Here is a 21,322-nt window from a genome sequence, read left to right as displayed (position 1 = left end):
TCTCAGTGCGGCAGCAGGCGCAGCGTGCCGCGACTGTGCGCCGCCACGTCCGCGTCGCTCAGGTGCTGTGGCTGGTACTGGCCGGCCACGTGGGCGGCGGCCTGGTCGTCGTAGTGGGCGTCGAAGGGCACGCCGCTCTGCCCCACCGGAATGCCGCCGAGGGCGCGTTCGGCATCGGCCAGATCGACCAGGCGCCGGGTCGAAGGACCGTAGACCACCGGCCAGGGCGCCGGACCGACCTTGTGCGAGAGGTTGTTCGGCATCTCGTGGCCGCCCGGCGCGGCGAACGGGCCGACGTTGAACAGCCTGGCCAGCAGCGGTTGCTGGCCCAGCGGGTGGCCGTGGGTCAGGGTGTGGGCATGGCCCCAGGCCCAGTCGCCGGAGTCGGCGCCGAACTGGCCGCGCAGGTGCTCAAGGCTGGCGCGCCAGGCGTCGGCGACTATCTGCGCACGGCTCTCGCGCTGCTTGCTGCCCTGGCGGTTCCACCAGGGCGAGTCGGCATCGGCGCTCAGGCGCGGCAGGGCGCTGTCCAGCACGCGGGTGTACAGCAGGCTATCGAAGAAGGCTTCGCCCAGTTCGTCGGCCATGGCTTCGCGGGCCAGCTGATAGGTCAGCTGGTTGAACAGGGTGGCGGCCAGCGAGTCGAGGCGGTGGTCGCCATCCCAGGCCGCCAGCTGCTCGACCAGCGCCCGCTCCCTGTCGTTCGCCGCGGCCGCGCGCAGCTCGCCCAGGATCGGCGCCAGCAGGCGCGGGCCGTAGCCGGTGCCGGTCTCGAGCTGCAGCGCCTGACTGTTGGCGCTGTCCCATTTCACCGCGGCGTCGCGCAGGCGCTGATCCAGGCGCTGGCCGCGGTCGGCCAGGTTGTAGTAACCGGGGATCTCGATGCCGCTGGCCGGCAGCGGCTGGTAGTTGGCCGAGAGGATATAGCCGCGCGCCGGGTTCTCCTCCTGCGGGTTGGCGGCGAAGGGTTGCCAGCCGGGCTTGTCCGCCTCGCCGCTGGCGCCGTCGAGGATAAAGCTCGGGTTGACCCCGGCCGGGCGCAGCGGCAGCTTGGCCGCCGCCCACCAGCCGATGTCGCCGGCGGCATTGGCCCAGACCACGTTGAGCCCGGGCGCCTCGATCAGCTCGGCGGCGGCGCGGGCCTTGTCCAGGCTGTCGGCGCGGTTGAGCTGGTAGAAGGCGTCGAGGATCGGGTTGTCGGTCTCGAGGAAGGCCCACCACAGGGCGATAGGCGTGCTGCCGGCGGTCTGGCCGAGGGCATCGTTGACGATCGGCCCGTGTGGCGAGCGGCGCAGGCTCAGTTCGACCGGCGCGGCGCCCTTGACCGCGATGCTTTCCGTGCGGCGCTCGAGTTCCACCCAGCGCCCCTGGTACCAGACCTGCTCGGGGTTGTCCGGGTTGACCCGCTCGGCGATCAGGTCGAGGTCGTCGTTCTGGAACATGGTCAGGCTCCAGGCGAAATCGCGGTTGTGGCCCAACGAGGCGACCGGGTTGAGCGCCTGGTGGTAGCCGTACAGCTCGAAGCCGGGCGCCTGCAGGTGCGCCTCGTACCACACCGCCGGCACGGCGAAGCGGATATGCGGGTCGCCGGCCAGCAGCGGCTTGCCGCTGGCGGTGTGGCTGCCGGCCACGGCCCAGGCGTTGCTGCCCTCGAACTGCGGCAGGCCGCTGCCCTCCAGCGCCGCGTGGCTGAGCCGGGCGACGGCGGCCAGGTCCTGCCAGTCGCCGGCGGCCAGCGGCGTGCCGACCACGCCCTGCGGGTGCCAGTCGAGGTCGAAAACCTCCAGGTAGTCGGCGCCGAGGCGCTCGCGCACATGACTCAGCACCGGCTCGGTGCGGAAGGCGGCGGCGAAGCTGTAGGCCATGTAGCCGGCCACGCTGAGGGTATCGGCGACCGTGAAGGGGCGGGGCTCGATGCCCAGCAGGTCGAATTCCAGCGGCCGCGGACGGCTGGCCTGGTACTGGTTGATGCCGTCGAGGTAGGCCAGCAGGGCGCGGCCGGCCGGGCTGTCGCCGTCGAAGCGGCTGGCGTAGTCGTCGGCATGGGCGCGGATGCCCAGGGTGCGGAACAGACGGTCGGTATCCACCAGCTGTTCGCCGAGCACTTCGGCCAGCTCGCCGCGAGCCAGGCGGCGCAGCATCTCCATCTGGAACAGGCGGTCCTGGGCGTGCACGTAGCCGAGGGCGCGGTACATATCGGCCTCGTGCTCGGCGCGGATATGCGGCACGCCGCGCTCATCAAAGCGCACCGTGACCGGCGCCTGCAGCGCACTCAGGCGCAGTTCGCCGTCGCGCAGCGGCTGCTTGCCGTGCAGGTACCAGGTCACGCCGCCGGCCGCGGCGGCGACCAGCAGGGCGAGTGCAGTCAGGGAGCGTTTCATCGCAGGCGATCCTTGTTGTTATGGTCGGCCCGCATTCTGCGCAGGCGGGGCCTTCGCGGCATTGACCAAATGCCGCAGCACTGAAAGTCTATGGTCAATCAGCGCATGGAGACGTCATGAGCGAAGCACCCCGGGTCGCCCTGACCCACTCCTCGACCCTGCGCCGCCTGCTCTACGAGGCGCTGGCCGAGCTGGGCCTGGACCCTACCGACACCTACCGCCGCGCCTATGCCGGTGCGCCATTGACCGCGCCGCTGCTGGAGGCGCGCGAGGAGCATGACAACGCGCCGCGCTTCTGGCAGGCGCTGGAAGGCATCAGCGGCGACGCCGATATCGGTCTGCATCTGGGCGAGGTGATGCGTCCGCGGCCGCTGGACGTGGTCGGCTACCTGCTGCTGGCGGCGCGCGATCTGCGCCAGGGGCTGCGGGCCTTCGTGCGTTTCCAGCACATCCTCTCCGGCGGCTTCGCCGCGCGCCTGGAGGAGGAGGGCGACGAGGCGCGCCTGGTGATCGACCTCAACTACCGCGGTGTCGGCTCGCTGCGCCAGCAGATGGAGTGCCTGGCGGTGCTGCTGCCGAAGATGCTGGCAGCGGCCGGCGGCGAGTTGCCGTTGCTCGGCGTCGACTTCCGCCATGCCGCGCCCAGGCGTCTGCACGAGCACCGCCGCCTGCTCGGCGTCGCGCCGCGCTTCGCCCAGGCCCACGACGCGCTGATCCTGCCGCGGGCGCTGCTCGCGCGACCGTCGCGCAGCGCCAGCCCGCGGCTGTTCGAGGTGCTCGGCGCGGAGGCCGAAAGGCAGCTGGCCGAGCTGGTGGAAAACCAGTTGCTGACCCGCGTGCGCTACTGGCTGGAACTCAATCTGGGCGGCGCCGCCTGCAGCCTGGCGGCCTGCGCCAGCGCCCTGGACAGCAGTCGCGGCGCCTTGCAGCGCGCGCTGAGCGAGCAGGGCAGCAGCTTCCGCGCGTTGCACGACGAGGTGCGCCGGCTGCGCGCCCTGCGGCTGCTGGAGCAGGGCCTGGGCGTGCGCGAGGTGGCGCGGGCCTGCGGTTTCGCCGAGCTGTCGCCCTTCTACCGGGCCTTTCGCCGCTGGCAGGGCAGCACGCCGCGCGGCCTGTATCGCGCCACGGAGCAACTGGCGGGTGAAGGGCGCTCGTAGCTCGTAGGGTGGGTTAGCGACGCTGGAGGTGGATCGACAAACGCCGCGGAACCCACCAGGCGGTAGATCGTATTGCGCCGATGGTGGGTTACGCCGCGTCAAACAGGGCTAATCGACCGGTAAGCGCGACAGGCGGCTAACCCACCCTACGGTTGCTCGGGCCTCGTCAGTCGCTGGTCGGCCCAGTCGCAGAAGCAGCCTACCGCCAGGGTATTGCTGGCGTCGACTGTGCGTCCTGCGGTCAGGGCTTCGAGAATCGGCTCGATAAAGCTGTTGCTCGAGTTGCAGGTCAGGCCTTCGCTGTAGGGGCCGAAGTAGGCCAGCTGGCCCTGGGCGTCCCAGATCGCCACCGCCGGGCTGGCGGGCAGTGCGGCGCTGCCGGGCAGGGCCGCGATCGGCTTGAGCGCGGCCAGTTCGGCCGGCAGGCGGCCCTGGCTGCCGGGCTTCTGCACGGCATGGAACTCGACGCCGCGCGGCGCGTAGCGCGCGACCAGCTCGGCCAGGTGCTGCTGGTTGCCGACGTTGCACGGGCAGGCCGGGTCCCAGAAGTGCACCAGGCGGATCGCCCCGGGGCCGGCCAGTTCGGCCGGCAGGCGCAGCTCGGCGCCGGAAAACAGCGCGGCGCGCTCGTCGAAGGGGCGCAGGTAGCGCGCCTCGAACCACCAGAAGGCCAGCAGCATGCCGCCCAGCCAGACGAGGGCGAGCAGGGTGGCGAGCAGGGTCTTGGGCGAGGGACGAGGCATGGACGGCGGCGGGCGAAAAGGGCGTGTAGCTTGCCACGCCGCGTGCGGCAGCTGAAGATCGAGGTTTCGAGGAATGCCCCGCGGTTCGCGCCGCACTCTAGGGAAGGCCCCATGCCAGAGCCGTTTCACCCCGAACAACTGCGCCCCCTGCTGCGACCCTTGGCCGCAGCGCGCCTGGAGCTGCCGGCGGTGCAGGCCTACCGCAGCTTCTACGGCCTCGACCTGGGCGGCCGCCACGCCGGGCTGGATCATCGCCTCGGCAGCTTCGCCGCTGCCGGTTACCAGATCGCCGTGCAGCTGTGGGCGCCGGCCGAGCCGCGCGGCACCCTGCTGCTGCTGCACGGCTACTACGACCATATGGGCCTGTACCGCCACGTGATCGACTGGGCGTTGGCACTGAATCTGGCCGTGCTGGCCTGCGACCTGCCCGGCCATGGCCTGTCCAGCGGCGCGCGCGCCAGCATCGGCGACTTCGCCGAGTACCAGCTGGTGCTCGCCGGGCTGTTCGAGCAGGCCGCCGAACTGCAGCTGCCGCAGCCCTGGCATCTATGTGGACAGAGCACCGGCGGGGCGATCCTGCTGGACTACCTGCTGACCGACGGCAAACGCCCCGAGCTGGGCCAGAGCATCCTGCTGGCGCCGCTGGTGCGGCCGCGCGCCTGGGTCTGGTCGAAGCTCAGCTACCGCCTGCTGCGCCCCTTCGTGCGCGAGATTCCGCGGCGCTTCAGCGAGAATTCCAGCGACGCCGCGTTCATCGACTTCGTCCATAACCTCGACCCGCTGCAGCCGCGCAACCTGCCCACCGCCTGGGTCGGCGCCCTGGCGCAGTGGGTGCCGCGCATCGAGGCGGCGCCGCGCAGCGCGCACAGCCCCCTGATCGTGCAGGGCGAGGCGGACATGACGGTGGACTGGCGGCACAACCTCGAGGTGCTGCAGGACAAGTTCGGCCGGCCGAGCATCCTGCGCCTGCCCGAAGCGCGTCATCACCTGGCCAACGAAAGCGAGGCGCTGCGCCAGCGCTATTTCGATTTCCTGCGCGAGCATTTGGCCTAGGTTGGGCCGGGCGGCGATCCGCTGAGCGCAGCGAAGCCCAACGGGGAGTGCGCAGCGCTCCGCCCGGCGTCCGCCCGCCCAGCGATATACCGGCGGGCACCATCGCTGGGTTAAGGCGCAACGACTGGCTTCGGTGCATCGACCGCCGCGGCAGGCGCCTAACCCAGCCTGGCTGTCGTCTGCCTCGCCGCTTCAGATCCCCTGCGGCGCCGGCTCCAGCTCGGCCGTGCTCATGCCCACCGCCAGCCCGGCGCGCAGCGCTTGCAGGGCGGCCTGGTAGTAGGCCTGGCCGTCCGCCGACTGGGCGAATTCGACGAACTGCTCCAGCTCCGGGTCGCTCAGCTCGCGGTAGACATGCAACAGGGTGTTGTCGAGGTCCTGTTCGATCTGCGCCATCAGGCGCTGGCGCTGGCCGTTGAGCAGGCTCTGCGCCTGGGCACCGCCGAGCAGGCCGGGGAGCATCTGGCTGAGGCTGTCGGCGGCGACGCCGGCCAGCGCCAGGCTGACCTCGGCGCCGGCCTCCTTGGCCGGCAGGGCCTGGGCCAGGTGCCGGATCAGCAGGCGCCGGGTGGCATCGGCCTCGCTGCGCGGCAGGCCGTCGGCGTAGCGCGCCAGCTGGTCGCTGCGGGTGGCCAGCTGCTCGGCGGCGACTATCTTGCGCCCCAGTTCGGACTGGAAGAAGGCCAGCGCCGGCTGCGGGTCGGCCAGCTGCATGCGCAGGCTGTGCTGCGCGCGGCGGTCGATGGCGGCGGCGGCGAAGCGGCGGTTGCTGTTGTCCACCAGCGCCTGATACACCGCCGGCGGCAGGGTGCTGCGGTAGCGCTGCTGGGCGGCGTCGAGGGCCTGGTTGAAGTGCTCGCGTTGTTGCGGCCAGCCGGCCGCCTGGTACAGGCGCAGGTGGTCGTCGGCCAGGCTCGGCAGGGCCAGGCCGAACAGCAACAGGGCAAACAGAAGGCGCATCGAGAACTCCTTGGCAAACGGGCCTGGCCGTCCGCTGGGGGCAGCGGGCGGCTATTTTCGGCGGCCGGCCGGGGCTTGTCGAGCGGACTGACTGGCGCTGATACAATCGCCGCCATGACCGAATCCAGCCAGCACCACCTCTTCGCCAGCCTTATCGACGACCTCGCCAGCCAGGGCTGGTCGCAACGGGCGCTTTTCGCCCCCGAGCTTCTGACCCGCGAACTGGCCGCCGAGTGCCGCAGACGTGCACAAAGCGGCGAACTCAGTGCCGCCGGCGTCGGCCGCGGCAGTGCCCAGCAGGTGCAGGAGGGGATTCGTGGGGATCGCATCCAATGGCTGGAGCCTGGCCAGAGCCATGCCTGCGACCAGTATCTGCAGCTGATGGACGGCTTGCGCCGGGCGCTGAATCAGGCGCTGTATCTGGGCCTCGAGGACTACGAGAGCCACTTCGCGTTCTATGCGCCGGGCGCCTACTACCAGAAGCACCTGGACCGCTTTCGCGACGACGACCGCCGCAGCGTGTCGGCGGTGTTCTACCTCAACGAGGATTGGCAGGCCGAGCAGGGCGGCGCGTTGCGCCTGTACCTGGCCGACGGCCGCGAGCATGACGTGCTGCCGCAGGCCGGCACCCTGGCGTTGTTCCTCTCCGCCGAGATGCCCCACGAGGTGCTGCCGGCCACTCGCGAGCGGCTGTCGCTGACCGGCTGGTTCAGGCGCCGCGGTAGTGACCTGAGCTGAGGGTTTGCTCCGCTCAGTGGCCCCAGACCTTGATGGTGCCATTGATGTCGCGGATATCGCGCAGGGCGACGTTGCCGATGCTGGTGTCGCCGATATACAGGTCGCTGGCCACGCGGGCGCGGATCACCAGCTTGCCCAGCGGACCGAGCTGCTGGTTGATCGCGGTGAGGTTGGGCAGCTTGAGCTGCAGTTGGCTCTGGCCGTTGCCGCCCTTGACCACGTCCACCTCCAGGGTCGGTACCTCGATGCCGAGGATCGGCACGCTGGCGCCCAGCTGGGCCGGGCCCAGGGCATAGCCGTCGCAATCGCTGGGCTTGAGGCAGCCGTTGTCGATCTTGACGTTGCGCAGCGACAGGCTGCCGCCGTCGTCCTGCCAGCGGATCTCGTCGATGCGCGCCATCAGGTCGAGGCGGATGCTGATGCCGGCCTGGCCGCTGATCTGACTCAGGCTGGCGTCTTCGAGGGCGAGCAGGGCGGCCTGCGCGGACGGGGCGAGCAGCGCCAGGCTGCACAGCAGTGGCAGGGCGAGCGGACGAAGCGGCTGGGACATGAGCGGTAACCTCCCTGGTTGGCCGCGCCAGTCTGCTGGGGCGCTGCCCGCTTGGCCATGGGGCAATGCCGCTTCCCGCCGAAGGATAGGCCGCCAGGCCCCGAAAACGGCGGCGTGCGGGCGCATTTCCGCGTGCCGAAGCGAGGGCTGACGGCGCTGTTACCGGCGGTTACTCTGGTGGCGGTAATGGAGAGAGTCGATGCAGAAGATATTGGTCAGTCGCTGCCTGCTCGGTCATCGGGTGCGTTACGACGGCGGCGCCCATGGCCCCTTCGACCAGCTGCAGCAGTGGTTGGACGAGGGGCGGGTGGTGGCGCTGTGCCCGGAGGTGGCCGGCGGCCTGCCGACACCGCGGCCGCCGGCGGAAATCCGCGGTGGTCAGGGCGCCCTGGTGCTGGACGGGCAACTGCCGGTGTTGACCGTGGAGGGCGCGGACGTCACCGCCGCTTTCGTCATTGGTGCCGAGCAGGCGCTGGCGCTGGTGCGCGAGCACGGCATCCGCCTGGCCCTGCTCAAGGCGCGCAGCCCGTCCTGCGGCAATCTGGAGAACTACGACGGCAGCTTCAGCGGCGTGCGCGTGCCGGGCGAAGGCGTGACCGCCGCCTTGTTGCGCCGCGCCGGGGTCAAGGTGTTCAACGAGGCGCAACTGGATGAGGCCGCCGCCGAGCTGGCACGGCTGGAGGCCGGCCAGTAGCCCGGATGGCATCCGGGCGACGAACGAAAAAGGGGAGGCCGAAGCCTCCCCTTTTCGCTTGCTGCCGCGGGCTTAGAACAGTACGCGGCTGCGGATGGTGCCGTTGACGTGCTGGAGTTTTTCCAGGGCCAGGTCGGAGTACTCGGCGTCGACGTCGATCACCACGTAGCCGACCTTGTCGTTGGTCTGCAGGAACTGGCCGGAGATGTTGATGCCGTTGTCGGCGAACACCTTGTTGATCTCGCTCATCACGCCCGGCACGTTGGCGTGGATGTGCAGCAGGCGGTGCTTGCCCGGGTGCGCCGGCAGGGCCACTTCGGGGAAGTTGACCGAGGACACCGAGGTACCGTTGTCGCTGTACTTGACCAGCTTCTCGGCCACTTCCAGGCCGATGTTGGCCTGCGCCTCGGCAGTGGAGCCGCCGATGTGCGGGGTCAGGATCACGCGATCCAGGCCACGCAGCGGGCTCTCGAACTCCTCGTCGTTGGACTTGGGCTCGACCGGGAACACGTCGATGGCCGCGCCGATCAGGTGCTCGTCCTTGATCGCCTGGGCCAGGTGATCCAGCTCGACCACGGTGCCGCGCGCGGCATTGATCAGGATGCCGCCCTTCTTCATGGCGCGGATTTCCTTCTCACCGATCATCCACTGGGTGGACGGCAGCTCCGGCACGTGCAGGGACACGATGTCGCACAGGCCCAGCAGCTCGTAGAGGTCACCGATCTGCGTGGCGTTGCCCAGCGGCAGCTTGGTCACGGTGTCGTAGAAGTACACCTGCATGCCCAGGGCCTCGGCCAGCACCGAGAGCTGGGTGCCGATGGAGCCGTAGCCGATGATGCCCAGCTTCTTGCCGCGGATCTCGAAGGAGTTGGCCGCCGACTTGATCCAGCCGCCGCGATGGCAGGAGGCGTTCTTCTCGGGGATACCGCGCAGCAGCAGGATGGCCTCGGCCAGCACCAGCTCGGCCACCGAACGGGTGTTGGAGTAGGGCGCGTTGAACACGGCGATGCCGCGCTCGCGGGCAGCGTCCAGGTCGACCTGGTTGGTGCCGATGCAGAAGCAGCCGACAGCGACCAGCTTCTTGGCGCAGTCGAAGACCTCGGCGGTCAGCTGGGTGCGCGAGCGGATACCGATGAAGTGGGCTTCGGCGATCTTTTCCTTGAGCTCTTCGCCCGACAGCGCGCCCTTGAGGTACTCGATGTTGCTGTAGCCGGCGGCCTTCAGGGTGTCCACGGCATTCTGGTGGACGCCTTCGAGAAGAAGGAACTTGATCTTGCTCTTGTCGAGAGAGGTCTTGCTCATCGGAGTACCTGTTGTCCCAGGGATGTTTTCAGGGAAGGGCCGAGAAACTCAGCCAGCGCCCGTAGATCGCTGCATGGCTCGATTCACGGGGTGCGTATGCTAGCATGTTCGCCTTTTTCAATGCTCGGTCGCGACCTGAATGGTTCTCAGGGCGACCATGAATCCTTTGAGAGTTCTGTAGATGACCACCTCTGCCCAGATCGAAGAGCTGAAGACCCTGGTTGAACCCGGCAAGGTGCTGACCGACGCCGATTCCCTCGAGGCCTACGGCAAGGACTGGACCAAGCATTTCGCCCCGGCGCCTTCGGCCATCGTCTTCCCCAAGAGCATCGAGCAGGTGCAGGCCATCGTGCGTTGGGCCAATGCGCACAGAATCGCCCTGGTGCCCTCGGGTGGTCGCACCGGGCTGTCGGCGGCGGCGGTGGCGGCCAATGGCGAGGTGGTGGTGGCGTTCGACTACATGAACCAGATTCTCGCCTTCAATGAGTACGACCGCACCGCGGTGTGCCAGCCGGGCGTGGTGACCAAGCAGCTGCAGCTGTTCGCCGAGGACAAGGGCCTGTACTACCCGGTGGACTTCGCCTCCTCGGGTTCCAGCCAGATTGGCGGCAATATCGGCACCAATGCCGGCGGGATCAAGGTGATTCGCTACGGCATGACCCGCAACTGGGTGGCCGGCCTGAAGGTGGTCACCGGCACCGGCGAGCTGCTGGAGCTGAACCGCGACCTGATCAAGAACGCCACCGGCTACGACCTGCGCCAGCTGTTTATCGGCGCCGAAGGGACTTTGGGCTTCGTGGTCGAGGCCACCATGCGTCTGGACCGGGCGCCGAAGAACCTCACCGCGATGGTGCTCGGCACCCCGGATTTCGACTCGATCATGCCGGTGCTGCACGCCTTCCAGGGCAAGCTGGACCTGACCGCCTTCGAGTTCTTCTCCGACAAGGCCCTGGCCAAGATCCTCGCCCGCGGCGACGTGCCGGCGCCCTTCGACAGCGAGTGCCCCTTCTACGCCCTGCTGGAGTTCGAGGCGACCACCGAGGAGGTGGCCAACCAGGCCCTGGAAACCTTCGAGCACTGCGTCGAGCAGGGCTGGGTGGTCGACGGCGTGATGAGCCAGAGCGAGCAGCAGCTGCACAACCTGTGGAAGCTGCGCGAGTACATCTCCGAGACCATCAGCCACTGGACGCCGTACAAGAACGACATCTCGGTCACCGTCAGCCAGGTGCCGGCCTTCCTCAAGGACATCGACGCCATAGTCGAGGCCAACTACCCGGACTTCGAGGTGGTGTGGTTCGGCCATATCGGCGACGGCAACCTGCACCTGAATATCTTGAAGCCCGAGAACCTGTCCAAGGACGAGTTCTTCGCCAAGTGCGCGGTGGTCAACAAGTGGGTGTTCGAGACCGTGCAGAAGTACAACGGCTCGATCAGCGCCGAACACGGCGTGGGCATGACCAAGCGCGATTACCTGCACTACAGCCGTTCGCCGGCGGAAATCGCCTGCATGAAGGCGGTCAAGGCGGTGTTCGACCCCAACGGCATCATGAACCCCGGCAAGATCTTCGCCTGATCGACGCAGACGCCCGCTTTACAGCGGGCGTTTTCGTATCCGCCCTCGCGTCGGTTAAGGTACCTGACCGGCCACAAGCCGGGATGTCCACAATACGAACAACACAGGAGTCGGTGATGAGCTATCAGCACCAGTACGTCGACGGAACCACCGTCCACTTTCCCCTCGGCAAGGTCGTGTGCATCGGGCGCAACTACGCCGAACACGCCAAGGAACTGAACAACCCGGTGCCCAGCGAACCGCTGCTGTTCATCAAGCCGGGCTCCTGCGTGGTGCCGCTGGACGAAGGCTTCGCCATTCCCGACGATCGCGGCGCGGTGCACTACGAGGCGGAAATCGCCGTGCTGATCGGCAAGCCGCTGTCGAAGAAGCCGGACGCCGAGGAAGTGCGCGACGCCATCAGCGGTTTCGCCCCGGCGCTCGACCTGACCCTGCGCGACCTGCAGAGCAAGCTCAAGGAGAAGGGCTACCCCTGGGAAATCGCCAAGAGTTTCGACGGCGCCTGCGTGCTGGCGCCCTTCGTGCCCGGCGATGCCATCGAAGACCTGGCCGATATCGGCATCCGCCTGTCGATCAACGGCGACATCCGCCAGGACGGCAACAGCCGCGACATGCTCAACCCCATAGTCGCGATGGTCCAGCACATGGCCGGGCACTTCGCCCTGCAGCCGGGCGACGTCATCCTCACCGGCACCCCGGTGGGCGTCGGCGCGCTGCACAAGGGCGACGAGCTGGTGCTGGAGTTGGTCGGTCACAGTAGTTTCACCAGCCGCGTGCTATAGAACCGCCCACGATCTGCTGCGCGTCGGCCCTGCGGCGTTAAAAACAGGCTCTAGCTCGTAAGATCGTGCACAGGTTCTACACCAACCGCCGCCCGACGGGCGGCGGAACTCCATTCGACAGCGGATGTCGGATTGCCATCAAGCAGCCGAGCCGTCGCCCATGTCCTCTCGCCGTTCCCCCGTGTTCCGTCCTCGCTACTGGCTCGCCGGCGCTGCCGCGGCAACGCTGGCGCTGGCGGTGCATGCCCTGCACTGGGACGACCGCGCGCTGCTCTGGTGGCAGGAGGGCCGCACGCCCCTGGTGGATCGCCTGGCCAGCGTCTGGCTGCCCGGCTACCGCGCGGTGATCCAGGCCAAGATGTTGGCCGGCCTGGAGGAGGACGAAACCTCCGGGCTGACCTACAACCCCGCCACTGGCACCCTGTTCACCGTCACCGGCAAGCATCCGCTGCTGGTCGAACTGTCGCGCGAGGGCGAGGTGCTGCGGCGCATCGAACTGACCGGCTTCGCCGACCCGGAAGGGGTGGAGATGCTCGACGGCGGGCGCATGGCGATCATCGACGAGCGCCGCCGCCAGCTCACCGCCTTCACCCTCGGCGAGGACGAACTGAGTCTGGACGCCGCCGACTTCCCCGGTTTCGACCTGGGCTTCGTCGATGCCGGCAACAAGGGCTTCGAGGGCATTGCCTGGGATGCGCGCAGCCGCAGCCTGCTGCTGGGCAAGGAGCGCAGCCCGCTGGGTCTGTTCAGCCTGCCGTTCCGCGGCGAGGACGGCGCCGCCGGTGTGCTGCAGCCGCTGAGCTACAAGCACCTGGGCATGCGCGATATCTCCTCGCTGAGCATCGATGCGCGCACCGGCCATACCCTGGTGCTGTCCGACGAATCGCGCATGCTGCTGGAGCTCGACCGCGCCGGCCAGCCGGTCAGCTTCCTCAGCCTCAGCGGCGGCCGCAACGGCCTGGAGCGGGCCATCGAGCAGGCCGAAGGGGTGACCATGGACGAGCAGGGCAACATCTATATCGTCGCCGAGCCCAATCTGTTCTACGTGTTCAGCAAGTCGGCGCCGGACGCCGGCTGAGCCGTTCAGCTTGGCTTAAGCGCCGATTCAGTCTGGCTTCAGCTTGCCGCCCTAATCTGACCCCGTCACTTACGAACAACGAGGTCAACACCATGAAACCTACCGCTCTCGCTCTGCTGGTTCTGCCGCTGCTCAGCTCCGCCGCCTTCGCCACCGGCTACACCGGCCCGGGCGCCACGCCGCAGGTCACCAGCGTTTCCGCCGCGCTGCAGGCGGCCGACGACACCCAGGTGGTGCTCGAAGGTCAGATCGTCAAGCGTCTGCAGGACGAACTCTACGAATTCAAGGACGCCAGCGGCACCATCCAGGTGGAGATCGACGACGAAGACTGGCCGAACCAGACCGTCTCGGAAACCGCCAAGGTGCGCCTGACCGGCGAAGTGGACAAGGATTTCAACAGCCGCGAGATCGATGTCGACCGCGTCGAGCTGATCAACTGATCGAAGGTTTTCTGCTAACCCGCCACGGCCCGTTCCGTGGCGGGCTTTTTCGTTGTCGTCAGAGAGAGTCGTCATGCGCCGTCTGCTGAGTTTCAACCCCTGGCTCTACATCCTGTTGTTCCTGCTGCTGGTCGGCGCCGTGCTGGGCCAGCAATACCGTCTGTTCGAGCGCGCCTGGTTCGTGGTGCAGGAGTGGCGGCACGGCGGAGAGTGGCGCGAGCGCTCGCTGTGGCTGGGCGACTACCGGGTGGTGATCGACGCCAAGCCGATCGGCGACATCAGCGACGTCTCGGCGCTGACCTACGACCCGGATCGCACCAGCCTGTTCAGCGTCACCAACAAACCGGCGCGGGTGATCGAGCTGAGCCTGGACGGGCAGCTCAAGCGCAGCATCGACCTGCAAGGCTTCGGCGACCCCGAGGCCATCGAGTACGTGGCGCCGGGCACCTACGTGATCGCCGACGAGCGCGAGCAGCGTCTGGTCAAGGTACGCATCGACGACGCCACCCGGGTGCTCGACGCCGCCGATTTTCAGCAGCTGTCGCTGGGCATTGGCGCGGGCGGCAACAAGGGCTTCGAGGGGCTGGCCTACGACGCCAAGAACCAGCGCCTGCTGGTGGCCAAGGAGCGCGACCCGGTGCGCATCTTCGAGGTGCTCGGCTTCCCCCATGTCGATGCGGGCAAGCCGCTGGCGCTGCAGGTCAACACCGACCCCAAGCGCGATGCGCGGCTGTTCGTGCGCGACCTGTCGAGCCTGGATTTCGACAGCGCCACCGGCCACCTGCTGGCGCTGTCGGACGAGTCGCGCCTGGTGATCGAACTGAACGCGGCGGGCAAGCCGGTCAGCACCCTGTCGCTGCTGGCCGGCCAGCACGGCCTGCGGCGCGGTGTGCCGCAGGCCGAGGGGGTGGCCACCGACGACGCCGGCAACCTCTACCTGATCAGCGAGCCGAACCTGTTCTATCTGTTCAGGAAGGCGGCCGATTAGGCCGTCTGATCGTCCAGGGCGGCGTCCGGTGCATTCTTCTGCACCGATTCGATGCCGTTCTGGCAGCTGGCGGCACTGGCGTACATCTGGCTCTGGCCGACCACCTGGCCGTTGGTGGCCTTGAGCACGAAGTAGTGCTTGTCGTTGCTCGCGGCCTTGGTCTCGAAGGCGCCGGCGCGCTGCGCGTTCTTGCGTACCGAGTCGATGCCGTTCAGCGCCGAATCCCTGGCCTTGTACAGCTCGCTGGTGAGGATGACCTGGCCGTTGCCGGCCAGCAGGTTGAAATGGAACTGGCCGTCTTTGGCCTTCTTCAGCTCGAACTTGCCGGACATGAGGCACTCCTGGTGAGGGGGGATTCGGCTTTAGCCTAGCCCCTCCTGCCTATCCGGCCAGTTTCAGCGGCTGATGCGCTTGACGCCCTCGGCAGTCCCCAGCAACAGCAGGTCGGCCGGGCGGGCGGCGAACAGGCCGTTGGTGACCACCCCGACTATGGCGTTGATGTCCGCTTCCAGCTTCACCGGGTCGACGATGCTCATGTTGTGCACGTCGAGGATGATGTTGCCGTTGTCGGTCAGCACGCCCTCGCGGTACACCGGGTCGCCGCCCAGCTTGACCAGCTCGCGCGCCACGTGGCTGCGCGCCATGGGGATCACCTCGACCGGCAGCGGGAAGGCGCCGAGCACCGGCACCAGCTTGCTGGCGTCGGCGATGCAGATGAAGGTGCGCGCCACCGCGGCGACTATCTTCTCGCGGGTCAGCGCGGCGCCGCCGCCCTTGATCAGGTGGAGGTGCTCGTCGCTCTCGTCGGCGCCGTCGACGTAGAACTCCAGTTCGCTCACCGTGTTCAGGTCGTACACCGGGATGCCGTGGCCCTTGAGCCGCGCGGCGGTGGCTTCGGAGCTGGCCACCGCGCCGTCGAATTCCATCCGGTGCTTGGCCAGGGCGTCGATGAAGAAGTTGGCGGTGGAGCCGGTGCCCACGCCGATGACGCTCTTGCTGTCGAGGCGGGGAAGAATGTGGTCGACGGCGGCCTGGGCCACGGCCTGTTTCAGCTGATCCTGGTTCATCGCGGGGGTGCGCCTGGCAAGGGAGGGAAAAGAGGCGCGAATTATAGCCGCATGGCGGGCAAAAACCCCGCACTCTCTGTGGTCGCACGGCGAAGCGCTGGGGTAGACTCGGCAGTCCCCTCCAAGCCCGACCGCCTGCGAACTCGCCATGCTCGAACAGTACGTGAAGAAGATCCTCACCTCGCGCGTCTACGACGTCGCGGTGGAAACCCCGCTGCAACCGGCCCGCCAGCTGTCCGAGCGGCTCGGTAACCAGATTCTGCTCAAGCGCGAGGATCTGCAGCCGGTGTACTCGTTCAAGATTCGTGGCGCCTACAACAAGCTGGCCCAGCTGTCGGCCGAGGAACTGGAACGCGGCGTGGTCACCGCCTCGGCCGGCAACCACGCCCAGGGCCTGGCCCTGGCGGCCAAGCACCTGGGGGTGAAGGCGACCATCGTCATGCCGCGCACCACGCCGGAATTGAAGGTGCAGGGCGTGCGCTCGCGCGGTGGCAAGGTGGTGCTGCACGGCGACGCCTTCCCCGAGGCGCTGGCGCATTCGCTGAAGCTGGTGGAGGAGAAGGGCTACACCTATATCCACCCCTACGACGACCCGCTGGTGATCGCCGGCCAGGGCACCGTGGCCATGGAGGTGCTGCGCCAGCACCCGGGCCAGCTGGACGCCATCTTCGTGCCGGTGGGCGGCGGCGGCCTGATCGCCGGCATCGCCGCCTACGTCAAGTACCTGCGCCCGGAAATCAAGGTGATCGGCGTCGAGCCGGACGACTCCAACTGCCTGCAGGCCGCCATGGCCGCCGGCGAACGGGTGGTGCTGCCGAGCGTCGGGCTGTTCGCCGACGGCGTGGCGGTGGCGCAGATCGGCGCGCACACCTTCGATATCTGCAAGCAATACGTCGACGAGGTGATCACCGTCAGCAGCGACGAGATCTGCGCGGCGATCAAGGACATCTACGACGACACCCGCTCGATCACCGAGCCGGCCGGCGCCCTGGCCGTGGCCGGGATCAAGAAGTACGTCGAGCGCGAGCGCGCCCAGGGCAAGGTGCTGGTGGGCATCGATTCGGGCGCCAACGTCAACTTCGACCGCCTGCGCCACGTCGCCGAACGCGCCGAGCTGGGCGAGAAGCGCGAGGCGATCATCGCCGTGACCATCCCCGAGCAGCCGGGCAGCTTCAAGGCCTTCTGCGAGGCCATCGGCAAGCGGCAGATCACCGAGTTCAACTACCGCTACCACACCGATCGCGAGGCGCACATCTTCGTCGGCGTGCAGACCCACCCCGACAGCGACCCGCGCGCGGCACTGGTCGAAGGCTTGCGCGCCCAGGGCTTCCCGGTGCTGGACCTGACCGACAACGAGCTGGCCAAGCTGCATATCCGCCATATGGTCGGCGGCCACGCCGCGCGGGTCAGCGACGAGATGGTGTTCCGCTTCGAGTTCCCCGAGCGGCCGGGCGCGCTGTTCAACTTCCTGCAGAAACTCGGCGGGCGCTGGAACATCTCGATGTTCCACTACCGCAACCACGGCGCCGCCGACGGCCGCGTGGTGGCCGGCCTGCAGGTGCCGGACAGCGAGCGCCACCTGGTGGCCGAGGCGCTGGACGCCATCGGCTACCCCTATTGGGACGAGAGCGACAACCCCGCCTATTCCCTGTTTCTGGGTTGATAAGGAAAGTCTGATGGAACACTACCTGCTGGTCCGCATTCTCCACGGCGCCCCGGGCATCCTGCTGCTGCTCGGCCTGATCGCTCACGGCGTGATGCTGTTCAAGGCGCAGCGCGCAGGCGATGCCGCGGTGCTGGCGCGCAAGCTGCGCGTGACCCTGCTGTACAGCCTGCCGGCCTTCGCCGTGCTGGCGCTGAGCCTGCCGCTGACCGGCTGGTGGCTGGTGGACAACGTCGGCTGGCCGCTGGGACAGACCTGGCTGCTGCTGGGCAGCATCCTCTACGCCGTGCTGATGCTGCTCGGCCTGCTGCTGGCCGGGCGTCTGGCCGCCTGGCGCGCGCTGGGCGACGCCCCGGCGCCGACCGCGCTGGGGCGCCTGTGCCTGATCTACGCGGCGCTGATCCTGGTGCTGTTGATCGCCATCATGGCGCTGATGGGCGCCAAGCCCGCGTAGGCGGCGTCGCGGGCGCCGCCTCTCATGCGCGCGGCGCGTAGGAGCGGCTGCAGCCGCGAAGCGCTGGATTCAACGCAGCGAAATCACCGGCCAGCCGCGCTCGACGGCGGTGGCGCGCAGCACCTCGTCCGGGTCCACCGCCACCGGCTGGCTGGCGACTTCCAGCAGCGGCAGGTCGTTGCGCGAGTCGCTGTAGAAGTAGCTGCCGTCCAGGCTGTGGCCGGTCTGCGCCAGCCACTCGTGCAGCCGCGTCACCTTGCCCTGCTGGTAGCAGGGCACGCCGGCGATCTGCCCGGTGTAACGGCCGCCTTCCATGCCGCATTCGGTGGCGATCAGCGTCTCGACGCCGAGGCGCGCGGCGATGGGCGCGGTGACGAAGCGGTTGGTGGCGGTGATGATCACCAGCTTGTCGCCGGCTTTGCGGTGTTCTTCCAGCAGTGCCTCGCCCTTGGCCAGGATGATCGGCTCGATCACCTCGGCCATGAACTCGCGGTGCCACTGCGCCAGCTGCTCCATGCCGGTGCGACCGAGAATCGCCTGGCTGAAGTTCTGGTAGGCCACCACGTCCAGCTTGCCGGCGCAGTAGTCGGCATAGAAGGCATCGTTGCGCGCCTGGTATTCGTCGGCGTCGACCAGGCCGCGCTGGCAGATGAAGTCGCCCCAGCTGTGATCGCTGTCGCCGGCGAGCAGGGTGTTGTCGAGATCGAATAGGGCCAGGCGCACCTTGAGTACCTTCGTGGGAAACCGGTTGGGCGCGCCAGAATAGCCGCTTTAGACGACCTTTCCTACCGCGCCGCAGGCCGCGTTGCCGCTGTCGCCGGCTTTGTGGAACAATGCCGGAACTTGCGCGTACGAGGTTGCTTGCCGTGATCGATTCTGATGGTTTCCGCCCGAATGTCGGCATCATCCTGACCAATGATGTCGGCCAGGTGCTCTGGGCGCGGCGCATCAACCAGGATGCCTGGCAGTTTCCCCAGGGCGGGATCAACGACCGCGAATCGCCGGAAGAGGCGCTGTACCGCGAACTCAACGAAGAAGTCGGCCTCGAGGAGCAGGATGTGAAGATCCTCGCCTGCACCCGCGGCTGGTTACGTTATCGTCTGCCGCAGCGTCTGGTGCGCACCCACAGCCAGCCGCTGTGCATCGGCCAGAAGCAGAAGTGGTTCCTGCTGCGCCTGACCGGCGCCGAAGAGCGGGTGCGCATGGACCTGACCGGCAAGCCCGAGTTCGACGGCTGGCGCTGGGTCAGTTACTGGTATCCGCTGGGTCAGGTGGTCACATTCAAGCGCGAGGTGTACCGCCGCGCCCTCAAGGAACTCGCCCCGCGCCTGCTGGTGCGCGACTGATACGGACTAGAACCGAGCCATGCTCAATACGCTGCGCAAGATCGTCCAGGAAGTTAACGCCGCCAAGGATCTCAAGGCGGCGTTATCGATCATCGTGCAGCGGGTCAAGGAGGCCATGGGCAGCCAGGTCTGCTCGGTCTATCTGCTCGACCCGGAGACCAACCGCTTCGTGCTGATGGCCACCGAGGGCCTCAACAAGCGCTCCATCGGCAAGGTCAGCATGGCCCCCAACGAAGGTCTGGTCGGCCTGGTCGGCACCCGCGAGGAGCCGCTGAACCTGGAAAACGCCGCCGACCACCCGCGCTACCGCTACTTCGCCGAGACCGGCGAGGAACGCTACGCCTCCTTCCTCGGCGCGCCGATCATCCACCACCGGCGGGTGATGGGCGTGCTGGTGGTGCAGCAGAAGGAGCGCCGCCAGTTCGACGAGGGCGAGGAAGCCTTCCTGGTCACCATGAGCGCCCAGCTCGCCGGGGTCATCGCCCATGCCGAGGCCACCGGCTCGATCCGCGGCCTCGGCCGTCAGGGCAAGGGCGTGCAGGAGGCCAAGTTCGTCGGCGTGCCCGGCGCCCCTGGCGCCGGCGTCGGCACCGCGGTGGTGGTGCTGCCGCCGGCCGACCTCAACGTGGTGCCGGATCGTGCGGTGGACGACATCGCCGCCGAGCTGGAGCTGTTCGACAAGGCCCTGGGCTGGGTGCGCGAGGACATGCACGAGCTGTCCGCCAAGCTCGCCACCCAGCTGCGCAAGGAAGAACGCGCGCTGTTCGACGTCTACCTGATGATGCTCGACGACGCCGCCCTGGGTAACGAGGTGCGCAAGGTCATCAAGACCGGCCAGTGGGCGCAGGGCGCCCTGCGCCAGGTGGTGCTCGACCACGTGCAGCGTTTCGAGCTGATGGACGACGCCTACCTGCGCGAGCGCGCCAGCGACGTGCGCGACCTCGGCCGGCGCCTGCTCGCCTACCTGCAGGAGGAGCGCAAGAGTGCCCTGGTCTACCCGGACAACACCATCCTGGTCAGCGAGGAGCTGTCGCCGGCGATGCTCGGCGAAGTGCCGGAGGGCAAGCTGGCCGGCCTGATCTCGGTGACCGGCTCGGGTAACTCGCACGTGGCGATCTTCGCCCGCGCCATGGGCATCCCCACGGTGATGGGGGTGGTCGACCTGCCCTATTCGAAGATCGACGGCATCAAGCTGATCGTCGACGGCTACCACGGCGAGGTGTTCACCAACCCCAGCGAACTGCTGAGCAAGCAGTACGCCGACGTGGTCGAGGAGGAGCGCCAGCTCACCGAGGGCCTCGACGCCCTGCGCGCGCTGCCCTGCGAGACCCTCGACGGCCAGCGCATGCCGCTGTGGGTCAACACCGGCCTGCTCGCCGACGTCGCCCGCGCCCAGCAGCGCGGCGCCGAGGGTGTCGGCCTGTACCGCACCGAAGTGCCGTTCATGGTCAACGAGCGCTTCCCCAGCGAGAAGGAGCAGCTGGCCACCTACCGCGAGCAGCTGCAGGCCTTCCACCCGCTGCCGGTGACCATGCGCACCCTGGATATCGGTGGCGACAAGGCGCTGTCCTACTTCCCGATCAAGGAAGAGAATCCCTTCCTCGGCTGGCGCGGCATCCGCGTCACCCTCGACCACCCGGAAATCTTCCTGGTGCAGACCCGCGCCATGCTCAAGGCCAGCGAAGGGCTGAACAACCTGCGCATCCTGCTGCCGATGATCTCCGGCACCCAGGAGCTGGAGGAAGCGCTGCACCTGATCCACCGCGCCTGGGGCGAGGTGCGCGACGAAGGCACCGACGTGCCGCTGCCGCCCATCGGCGTGATGATCGAGATTCCCGCCGCGGTCTACCAGACCCGCGAGCTGGCGCGCCAGGTGGATTTCCTCTCGGTCGGCTCCAACGACCTGACCCAGTACCTGCTGGCGGTGGACCGCAACAACCCGCGGGTCGCCGACCTCTACGACTTCCTTCACCCGGCGGTGCTGCAGGCGCTGCAGAAGGTGATCCACGATGCCCATGCCGAAGGCAAGCCGGTGAGTATCTGCGGCGAGATGGCCGGCGACCCGGCTGCCGCCGTGCTGCTGCTGGCGATGGGCTTCGACTCGCTGTCGATGAACGCCACCAACCTGCCCAAGGTCAAGTGGCTGCTGCGCCAGATCACCCTGAGCAAGGCCAGGGAGCTGCTCGGCCAGGTGATGACCATGGACAACCCGCACCTGATCTACAGCACCCTGCATCTGGCCCTGCGCAACCTCGGCCTGGGCCGGGTGATCAACCCCGCGTCGAATATCCAGGCCTGAGCCGGTGTTTCTATCTAGTAGCCCGGGTGACATCCGGGCTACCCGTTAGGTCAC

Annotated in this window: 21 protein-coding genes; 13 read left to right on the top strand and 8 right to left on the bottom strand. The window is 68.1% G+C overall.

Annotated elements, in window-relative coordinates; all coding sequences use genetic code 11:
• Positions 1-2: 2 nt before the first annotated feature.
• The gene (locus ACW9UL_RS21465; RefSeq protein ID WP_457788222.1) at positions 3-2,381 is read right to left on the bottom strand and encodes a penicillin acylase family protein; all 2,379 of its coding nucleotides are present in this window, start codon (positions 2,379-2,381) and stop codon (positions 3-5) included.
• Positions 2,382-2,497: 116 nt separating this feature from the next.
• Here ACW9UL_RS21465 and ACW9UL_RS21460 point away from each other — a divergent pair, with 116 nt between their 5' ends.
• A complete protein-coding gene (locus tag ACW9UL_RS21460) occupies positions 2,498-3,538 on the top strand; it encodes an AraC family transcriptional regulator ligand-binding domain-containing protein (RefSeq protein WP_457788221.1) in 1,041 nt (346 codons plus the stop codon).
• Positions 3,539-3,684: 146 nt separating this feature from the next.
• Here the strand turns inward: ACW9UL_RS21460 and ACW9UL_RS21455 are convergent, their stop codons facing one another.
• A complete protein-coding gene (locus ACW9UL_RS21455; protein ID WP_457788220.1) occupies positions 3,685-4,281 on the bottom strand; it encodes a DUF6436 domain-containing protein in 597 nt (198 codons plus the stop codon).
• A 111-nt stretch (positions 4,282-4,392) separates the two neighbouring features.
• On the opposite strand from ACW9UL_RS21455, the gene bipL reads away from it, so the two are divergent.
• Positions 4,393-5,334, top strand: a complete 942-nt coding sequence (gene bipL / locus ACW9UL_RS21450) for a phospholipase BipL (RefSeq protein ID WP_457788219.1) — start codon at positions 4,393-4,395, stop codon at positions 5,332-5,334.
• Positions 5,335-5,526: 192 nt separating this feature from the next.
• On the opposite strand, the gene ACW9UL_RS21445 is transcribed toward bipL, so the two are convergent.
• A complete protein-coding gene (locus tag ACW9UL_RS21445) occupies positions 5,527-6,294 on the bottom strand; it encodes a hypothetical protein (RefSeq protein WP_457788218.1) in 768 nt (255 codons plus the stop codon).
• Between the two features lie 114 nt (positions 6,295-6,408).
• Here ACW9UL_RS21445 and ACW9UL_RS21440 point away from each other — a divergent pair, with 114 nt between their 5' ends.
• Positions 6,409-7,032 (top strand): 2OG-Fe(II) oxygenase, encoded by a 624-nt coding sequence (locus ACW9UL_RS21440; RefSeq protein ID WP_122109683.1) that lies wholly within the window; start codon positions 6,409-6,411, stop codon positions 7,030-7,032.
• Positions 7,033-7,045: 13 nt separating this feature from the next.
• On the opposite strand, the gene ACW9UL_RS21435 is transcribed toward ACW9UL_RS21440, so the two are convergent.
• A complete protein-coding gene (locus ACW9UL_RS21435; protein WP_457788217.1) occupies positions 7,046-7,582 on the bottom strand; it encodes a DUF6160 family protein in 537 nt (178 codons plus the stop codon).
• Positions 7,583-7,781: 199 nt separating this feature from the next.
• Here ACW9UL_RS21435 and ACW9UL_RS21430 point away from each other — a divergent pair, with 199 nt between their 5' ends.
• Positions 7,782-8,276, top strand: coding sequence for a 2-thiouracil desulfurase family protein (locus tag ACW9UL_RS21430; protein WP_457788216.1), 495 nt, complete (start codon positions 7,782-7,784; stop codon positions 8,274-8,276).
• Between the two features lie 72 nt (positions 8,277-8,348).
• On the opposite strand, the gene serA is transcribed toward ACW9UL_RS21430, so the two are convergent.
• Positions 8,349-9,578: a phosphoglycerate dehydrogenase gene (gene serA, locus ACW9UL_RS21425; protein WP_021442577.1), complete on the bottom strand. Its 1,230-nt coding sequence runs from the start codon at positions 9,576-9,578 to the stop codon at positions 8,349-8,351.
• Positions 9,579-9,759: 181 nt separating this feature from the next.
• Between serA and ACW9UL_RS21420 the strand changes: the two genes are divergently transcribed.
• The 5 genes from ACW9UL_RS21420 to ACW9UL_RS21400 all read left to right on the top strand — a co-directional run bounded on the left by ACW9UL_RS21420 (position 9,760) and on the right by ACW9UL_RS21400 (position 14,439).
• Positions 9,760-11,151 (top strand): D-2-hydroxyglutarate dehydrogenase, encoded by a 1,392-nt coding sequence (locus tag ACW9UL_RS21420; RefSeq protein WP_397497676.1) that lies wholly within the window; start codon positions 9,760-9,762, stop codon positions 11,149-11,151.
• Between the two features lie 116 nt (positions 11,152-11,267).
• Entirely contained in the window at positions 11,268-11,933 is a 666-nt protein-coding gene (locus ACW9UL_RS21415; RefSeq protein WP_397497677.1) for a fumarylacetoacetate hydrolase family protein, read from the top strand.
• A 160-nt stretch (positions 11,934-12,093) separates the two neighbouring features.
• A complete protein-coding gene (locus ACW9UL_RS21410; RefSeq protein ID WP_457788215.1) occupies positions 12,094-13,011 on the top strand; it encodes an SdiA-regulated domain-containing protein in 918 nt (305 codons plus the stop codon).
• 92 nt (positions 13,012-13,103) lie between these two features.
• Complete coding sequence (locus tag ACW9UL_RS21405) at positions 13,104-13,451, top strand: NirD/YgiW/YdeI family stress tolerance protein (protein ID WP_397487002.1); 348 nt, start codon at positions 13,104-13,106, stop codon at positions 13,449-13,451.
• Between the two features lie 73 nt (positions 13,452-13,524).
• Positions 13,525-14,439, top strand: a complete 915-nt coding sequence (locus ACW9UL_RS21400) for an SdiA-regulated domain-containing protein (protein WP_397497679.1) — start codon at positions 13,525-13,527, stop codon at positions 14,437-14,439.
• On the opposite strand, the gene ACW9UL_RS21395 is transcribed toward ACW9UL_RS21400, so the two are convergent.
• A complete protein-coding gene (locus ACW9UL_RS21395; protein WP_122109674.1) occupies positions 14,436-14,771 on the bottom strand; it encodes a YegP family protein in 336 nt (111 codons plus the stop codon). The genes ACW9UL_RS21400 and ACW9UL_RS21395 overlap by 4 nt on opposite strands.
• Positions 14,772-14,834: 63 nt before the next feature.
• The gene (gene rpiA / locus ACW9UL_RS21390) at positions 14,835-15,506 is read right to left on the bottom strand and encodes a ribose-5-phosphate isomerase RpiA (protein ID WP_021442584.1); all 672 of its coding nucleotides are present in this window, start codon (positions 15,504-15,506) and stop codon (positions 14,835-14,837) included.
• Between the two features lie 148 nt (positions 15,507-15,654).
• On the opposite strand from rpiA, the gene ilvA reads away from it, so the two are divergent.
• Together ilvA and ACW9UL_RS21380 are read left to right on the top strand one after the other, a co-directional pair.
• Positions 15,655-17,169: a threonine ammonia-lyase, biosynthetic gene (ilvA, locus tag ACW9UL_RS21385; RefSeq protein WP_021442585.1), complete on the top strand. Its 1,515-nt coding sequence runs from the start codon at positions 15,655-15,657 to the stop codon at positions 17,167-17,169.
• A gap of 13 nt (positions 17,170-17,182) precedes the next feature.
• Positions 17,183-17,623, top strand: a complete 441-nt coding sequence (locus ACW9UL_RS21380; RefSeq protein ID WP_397497680.1) for a DUF2269 family protein — start codon at positions 17,183-17,185, stop codon at positions 17,621-17,623.
• Positions 17,624-17,692: 69 nt separating this feature from the next.
• Here the strand turns inward: ACW9UL_RS21380 and ACW9UL_RS21375 are convergent, their stop codons facing one another.
• A complete protein-coding gene (locus tag ACW9UL_RS21375) occupies positions 17,693-18,346 on the bottom strand; it encodes a histidinol-phosphatase (protein ID WP_122109671.1) in 654 nt (217 codons plus the stop codon).
• A 143-nt stretch (positions 18,347-18,489) separates the two neighbouring features.
• On the opposite strand from ACW9UL_RS21375, the gene ACW9UL_RS21370 reads away from it, so the two are divergent.
• Together ACW9UL_RS21370 and ptsP are read left to right on the top strand one after the other, a co-directional pair.
• Positions 18,490-18,969, top strand: coding sequence for an RNA pyrophosphohydrolase (locus ACW9UL_RS21370; RefSeq protein ID WP_122109670.1), 480 nt, complete (start codon positions 18,490-18,492; stop codon positions 18,967-18,969).
• Between the two features lie 19 nt (positions 18,970-18,988).
• On the top strand, positions 18,989-21,268 hold the full coding sequence (gene ptsP, locus ACW9UL_RS21365; RefSeq protein ID WP_457788214.1) for a phosphoenolpyruvate--protein phosphotransferase: 2,280 nt from the start codon (positions 18,989-18,991) through the stop codon (positions 21,266-21,268).
• Positions 21,269-21,322: the final 54 nt, after the last annotated feature.

The sequence above is a fragment of the Pseudomonas sp. PL-6 genome (assembly GCF_054110165.1).
The sequence above is the reverse complement of the archived record's forward strand: the minus strand, read 5'-3'. Positions and strand labels throughout refer to the sequence as shown.

Bases quoted from the DNA above. Each gene is read 5' to 3' on its own strand.
- ACW9UL_RS21400 (WP_397497679.1), top strand. From the start codon at position 13,525: ATGCGCCGTCTGCTGAGTTTCAACCCCTGGCTCTACATCCTGTTGTTC.
- ACW9UL_RS21410 (WP_457788215.1), top strand. From the start codon at position 12,094: ATGTCCTCTCGCCGTTCCCCCGTGTTCCGTCCTCGCTACTGGCTCGCC.
- ACW9UL_RS21460 (WP_457788221.1), top strand. From the start codon at position 2,498: ATGAGCGAAGCACCCCGGGTCGCCCTGACCCACTCCTCGACCCTGCGC.
- ptsP (WP_457788214.1), top strand. From the start codon at position 18,989: ATGCTCAATACGCTGCGCAAGATCGTCCAGGAAGTTAACGCCGCCAAG.
- ACW9UL_RS21405 (WP_397487002.1), top strand. From the start codon at position 13,104: ATGAAACCTACCGCTCTCGCTCTGCTGGTTCTGCCGCTGCTCAGCTCC.
- ACW9UL_RS21455 (WP_457788220.1), bottom strand. From the start codon at position 4,281: ATGCCTCGTCCCTCGCCCAAGACCCTGCTCGCCACCCTGCTCGCCCTC.
- ACW9UL_RS21380 (WP_397497680.1), top strand. From the start codon at position 17,183: ATGGAACACTACCTGCTGGTCCGCATTCTCCACGGCGCCCCGGGCATC.
- rpiA (WP_021442584.1), bottom strand. From the start codon at position 15,506: ATGAACCAGGATCAGCTGAAACAGGCCGTGGCCCAGGCCGCCGTCGAC.
- ACW9UL_RS21420 (WP_397497676.1), top strand. From the start codon at position 9,760: ATGACCACCTCTGCCCAGATCGAAGAGCTGAAGACCCTGGTTGAACCC.
- ACW9UL_RS21465 (WP_457788222.1), bottom strand. From the start codon at position 2,381: ATGAAACGCTCCCTGACTGCACTCGCCCTGCTGGTCGCCGCCGCGGCC.
- ilvA (WP_021442585.1), top strand. From the start codon at position 15,655: ATGCTCGAACAGTACGTGAAGAAGATCCTCACCTCGCGCGTCTACGAC.
- ACW9UL_RS21445 (WP_457788218.1), bottom strand. From the start codon at position 6,294: ATGCGCCTTCTGTTTGCCCTGTTGCTGTTCGGCCTGGCCCTGCCGAGC.
- bipL (WP_457788219.1), top strand. From the start codon at position 4,393: ATGCCAGAGCCGTTTCACCCCGAACAACTGCGCCCCCTGCTGCGACCC.
- serA (WP_021442577.1), bottom strand. From the start codon at position 9,578: ATGAGCAAGACCTCTCTCGACAAGAGCAAGATCAAGTTCCTTCTTCTC.
- ACW9UL_RS21430 (WP_457788216.1), top strand. From the start codon at position 7,782: ATGCAGAAGATATTGGTCAGTCGCTGCCTGCTCGGTCATCGGGTGCGT.
- ACW9UL_RS21415 (WP_397497677.1), top strand. From the start codon at position 11,268: ATGAGCTATCAGCACCAGTACGTCGACGGAACCACCGTCCACTTTCCC.
- ACW9UL_RS21435 (WP_457788217.1), bottom strand. From the start codon at position 7,582: ATGTCCCAGCCGCTTCGTCCGCTCGCCCTGCCACTGCTGTGCAGCCTG.
- ACW9UL_RS21395 (WP_122109674.1), bottom strand. From the start codon at position 14,771: ATGTCCGGCAAGTTCGAGCTGAAGAAGGCCAAAGACGGCCAGTTCCAT.
- ACW9UL_RS21440 (WP_122109683.1), top strand. From the start codon at position 6,409: ATGACCGAATCCAGCCAGCACCACCTCTTCGCCAGCCTTATCGACGAC.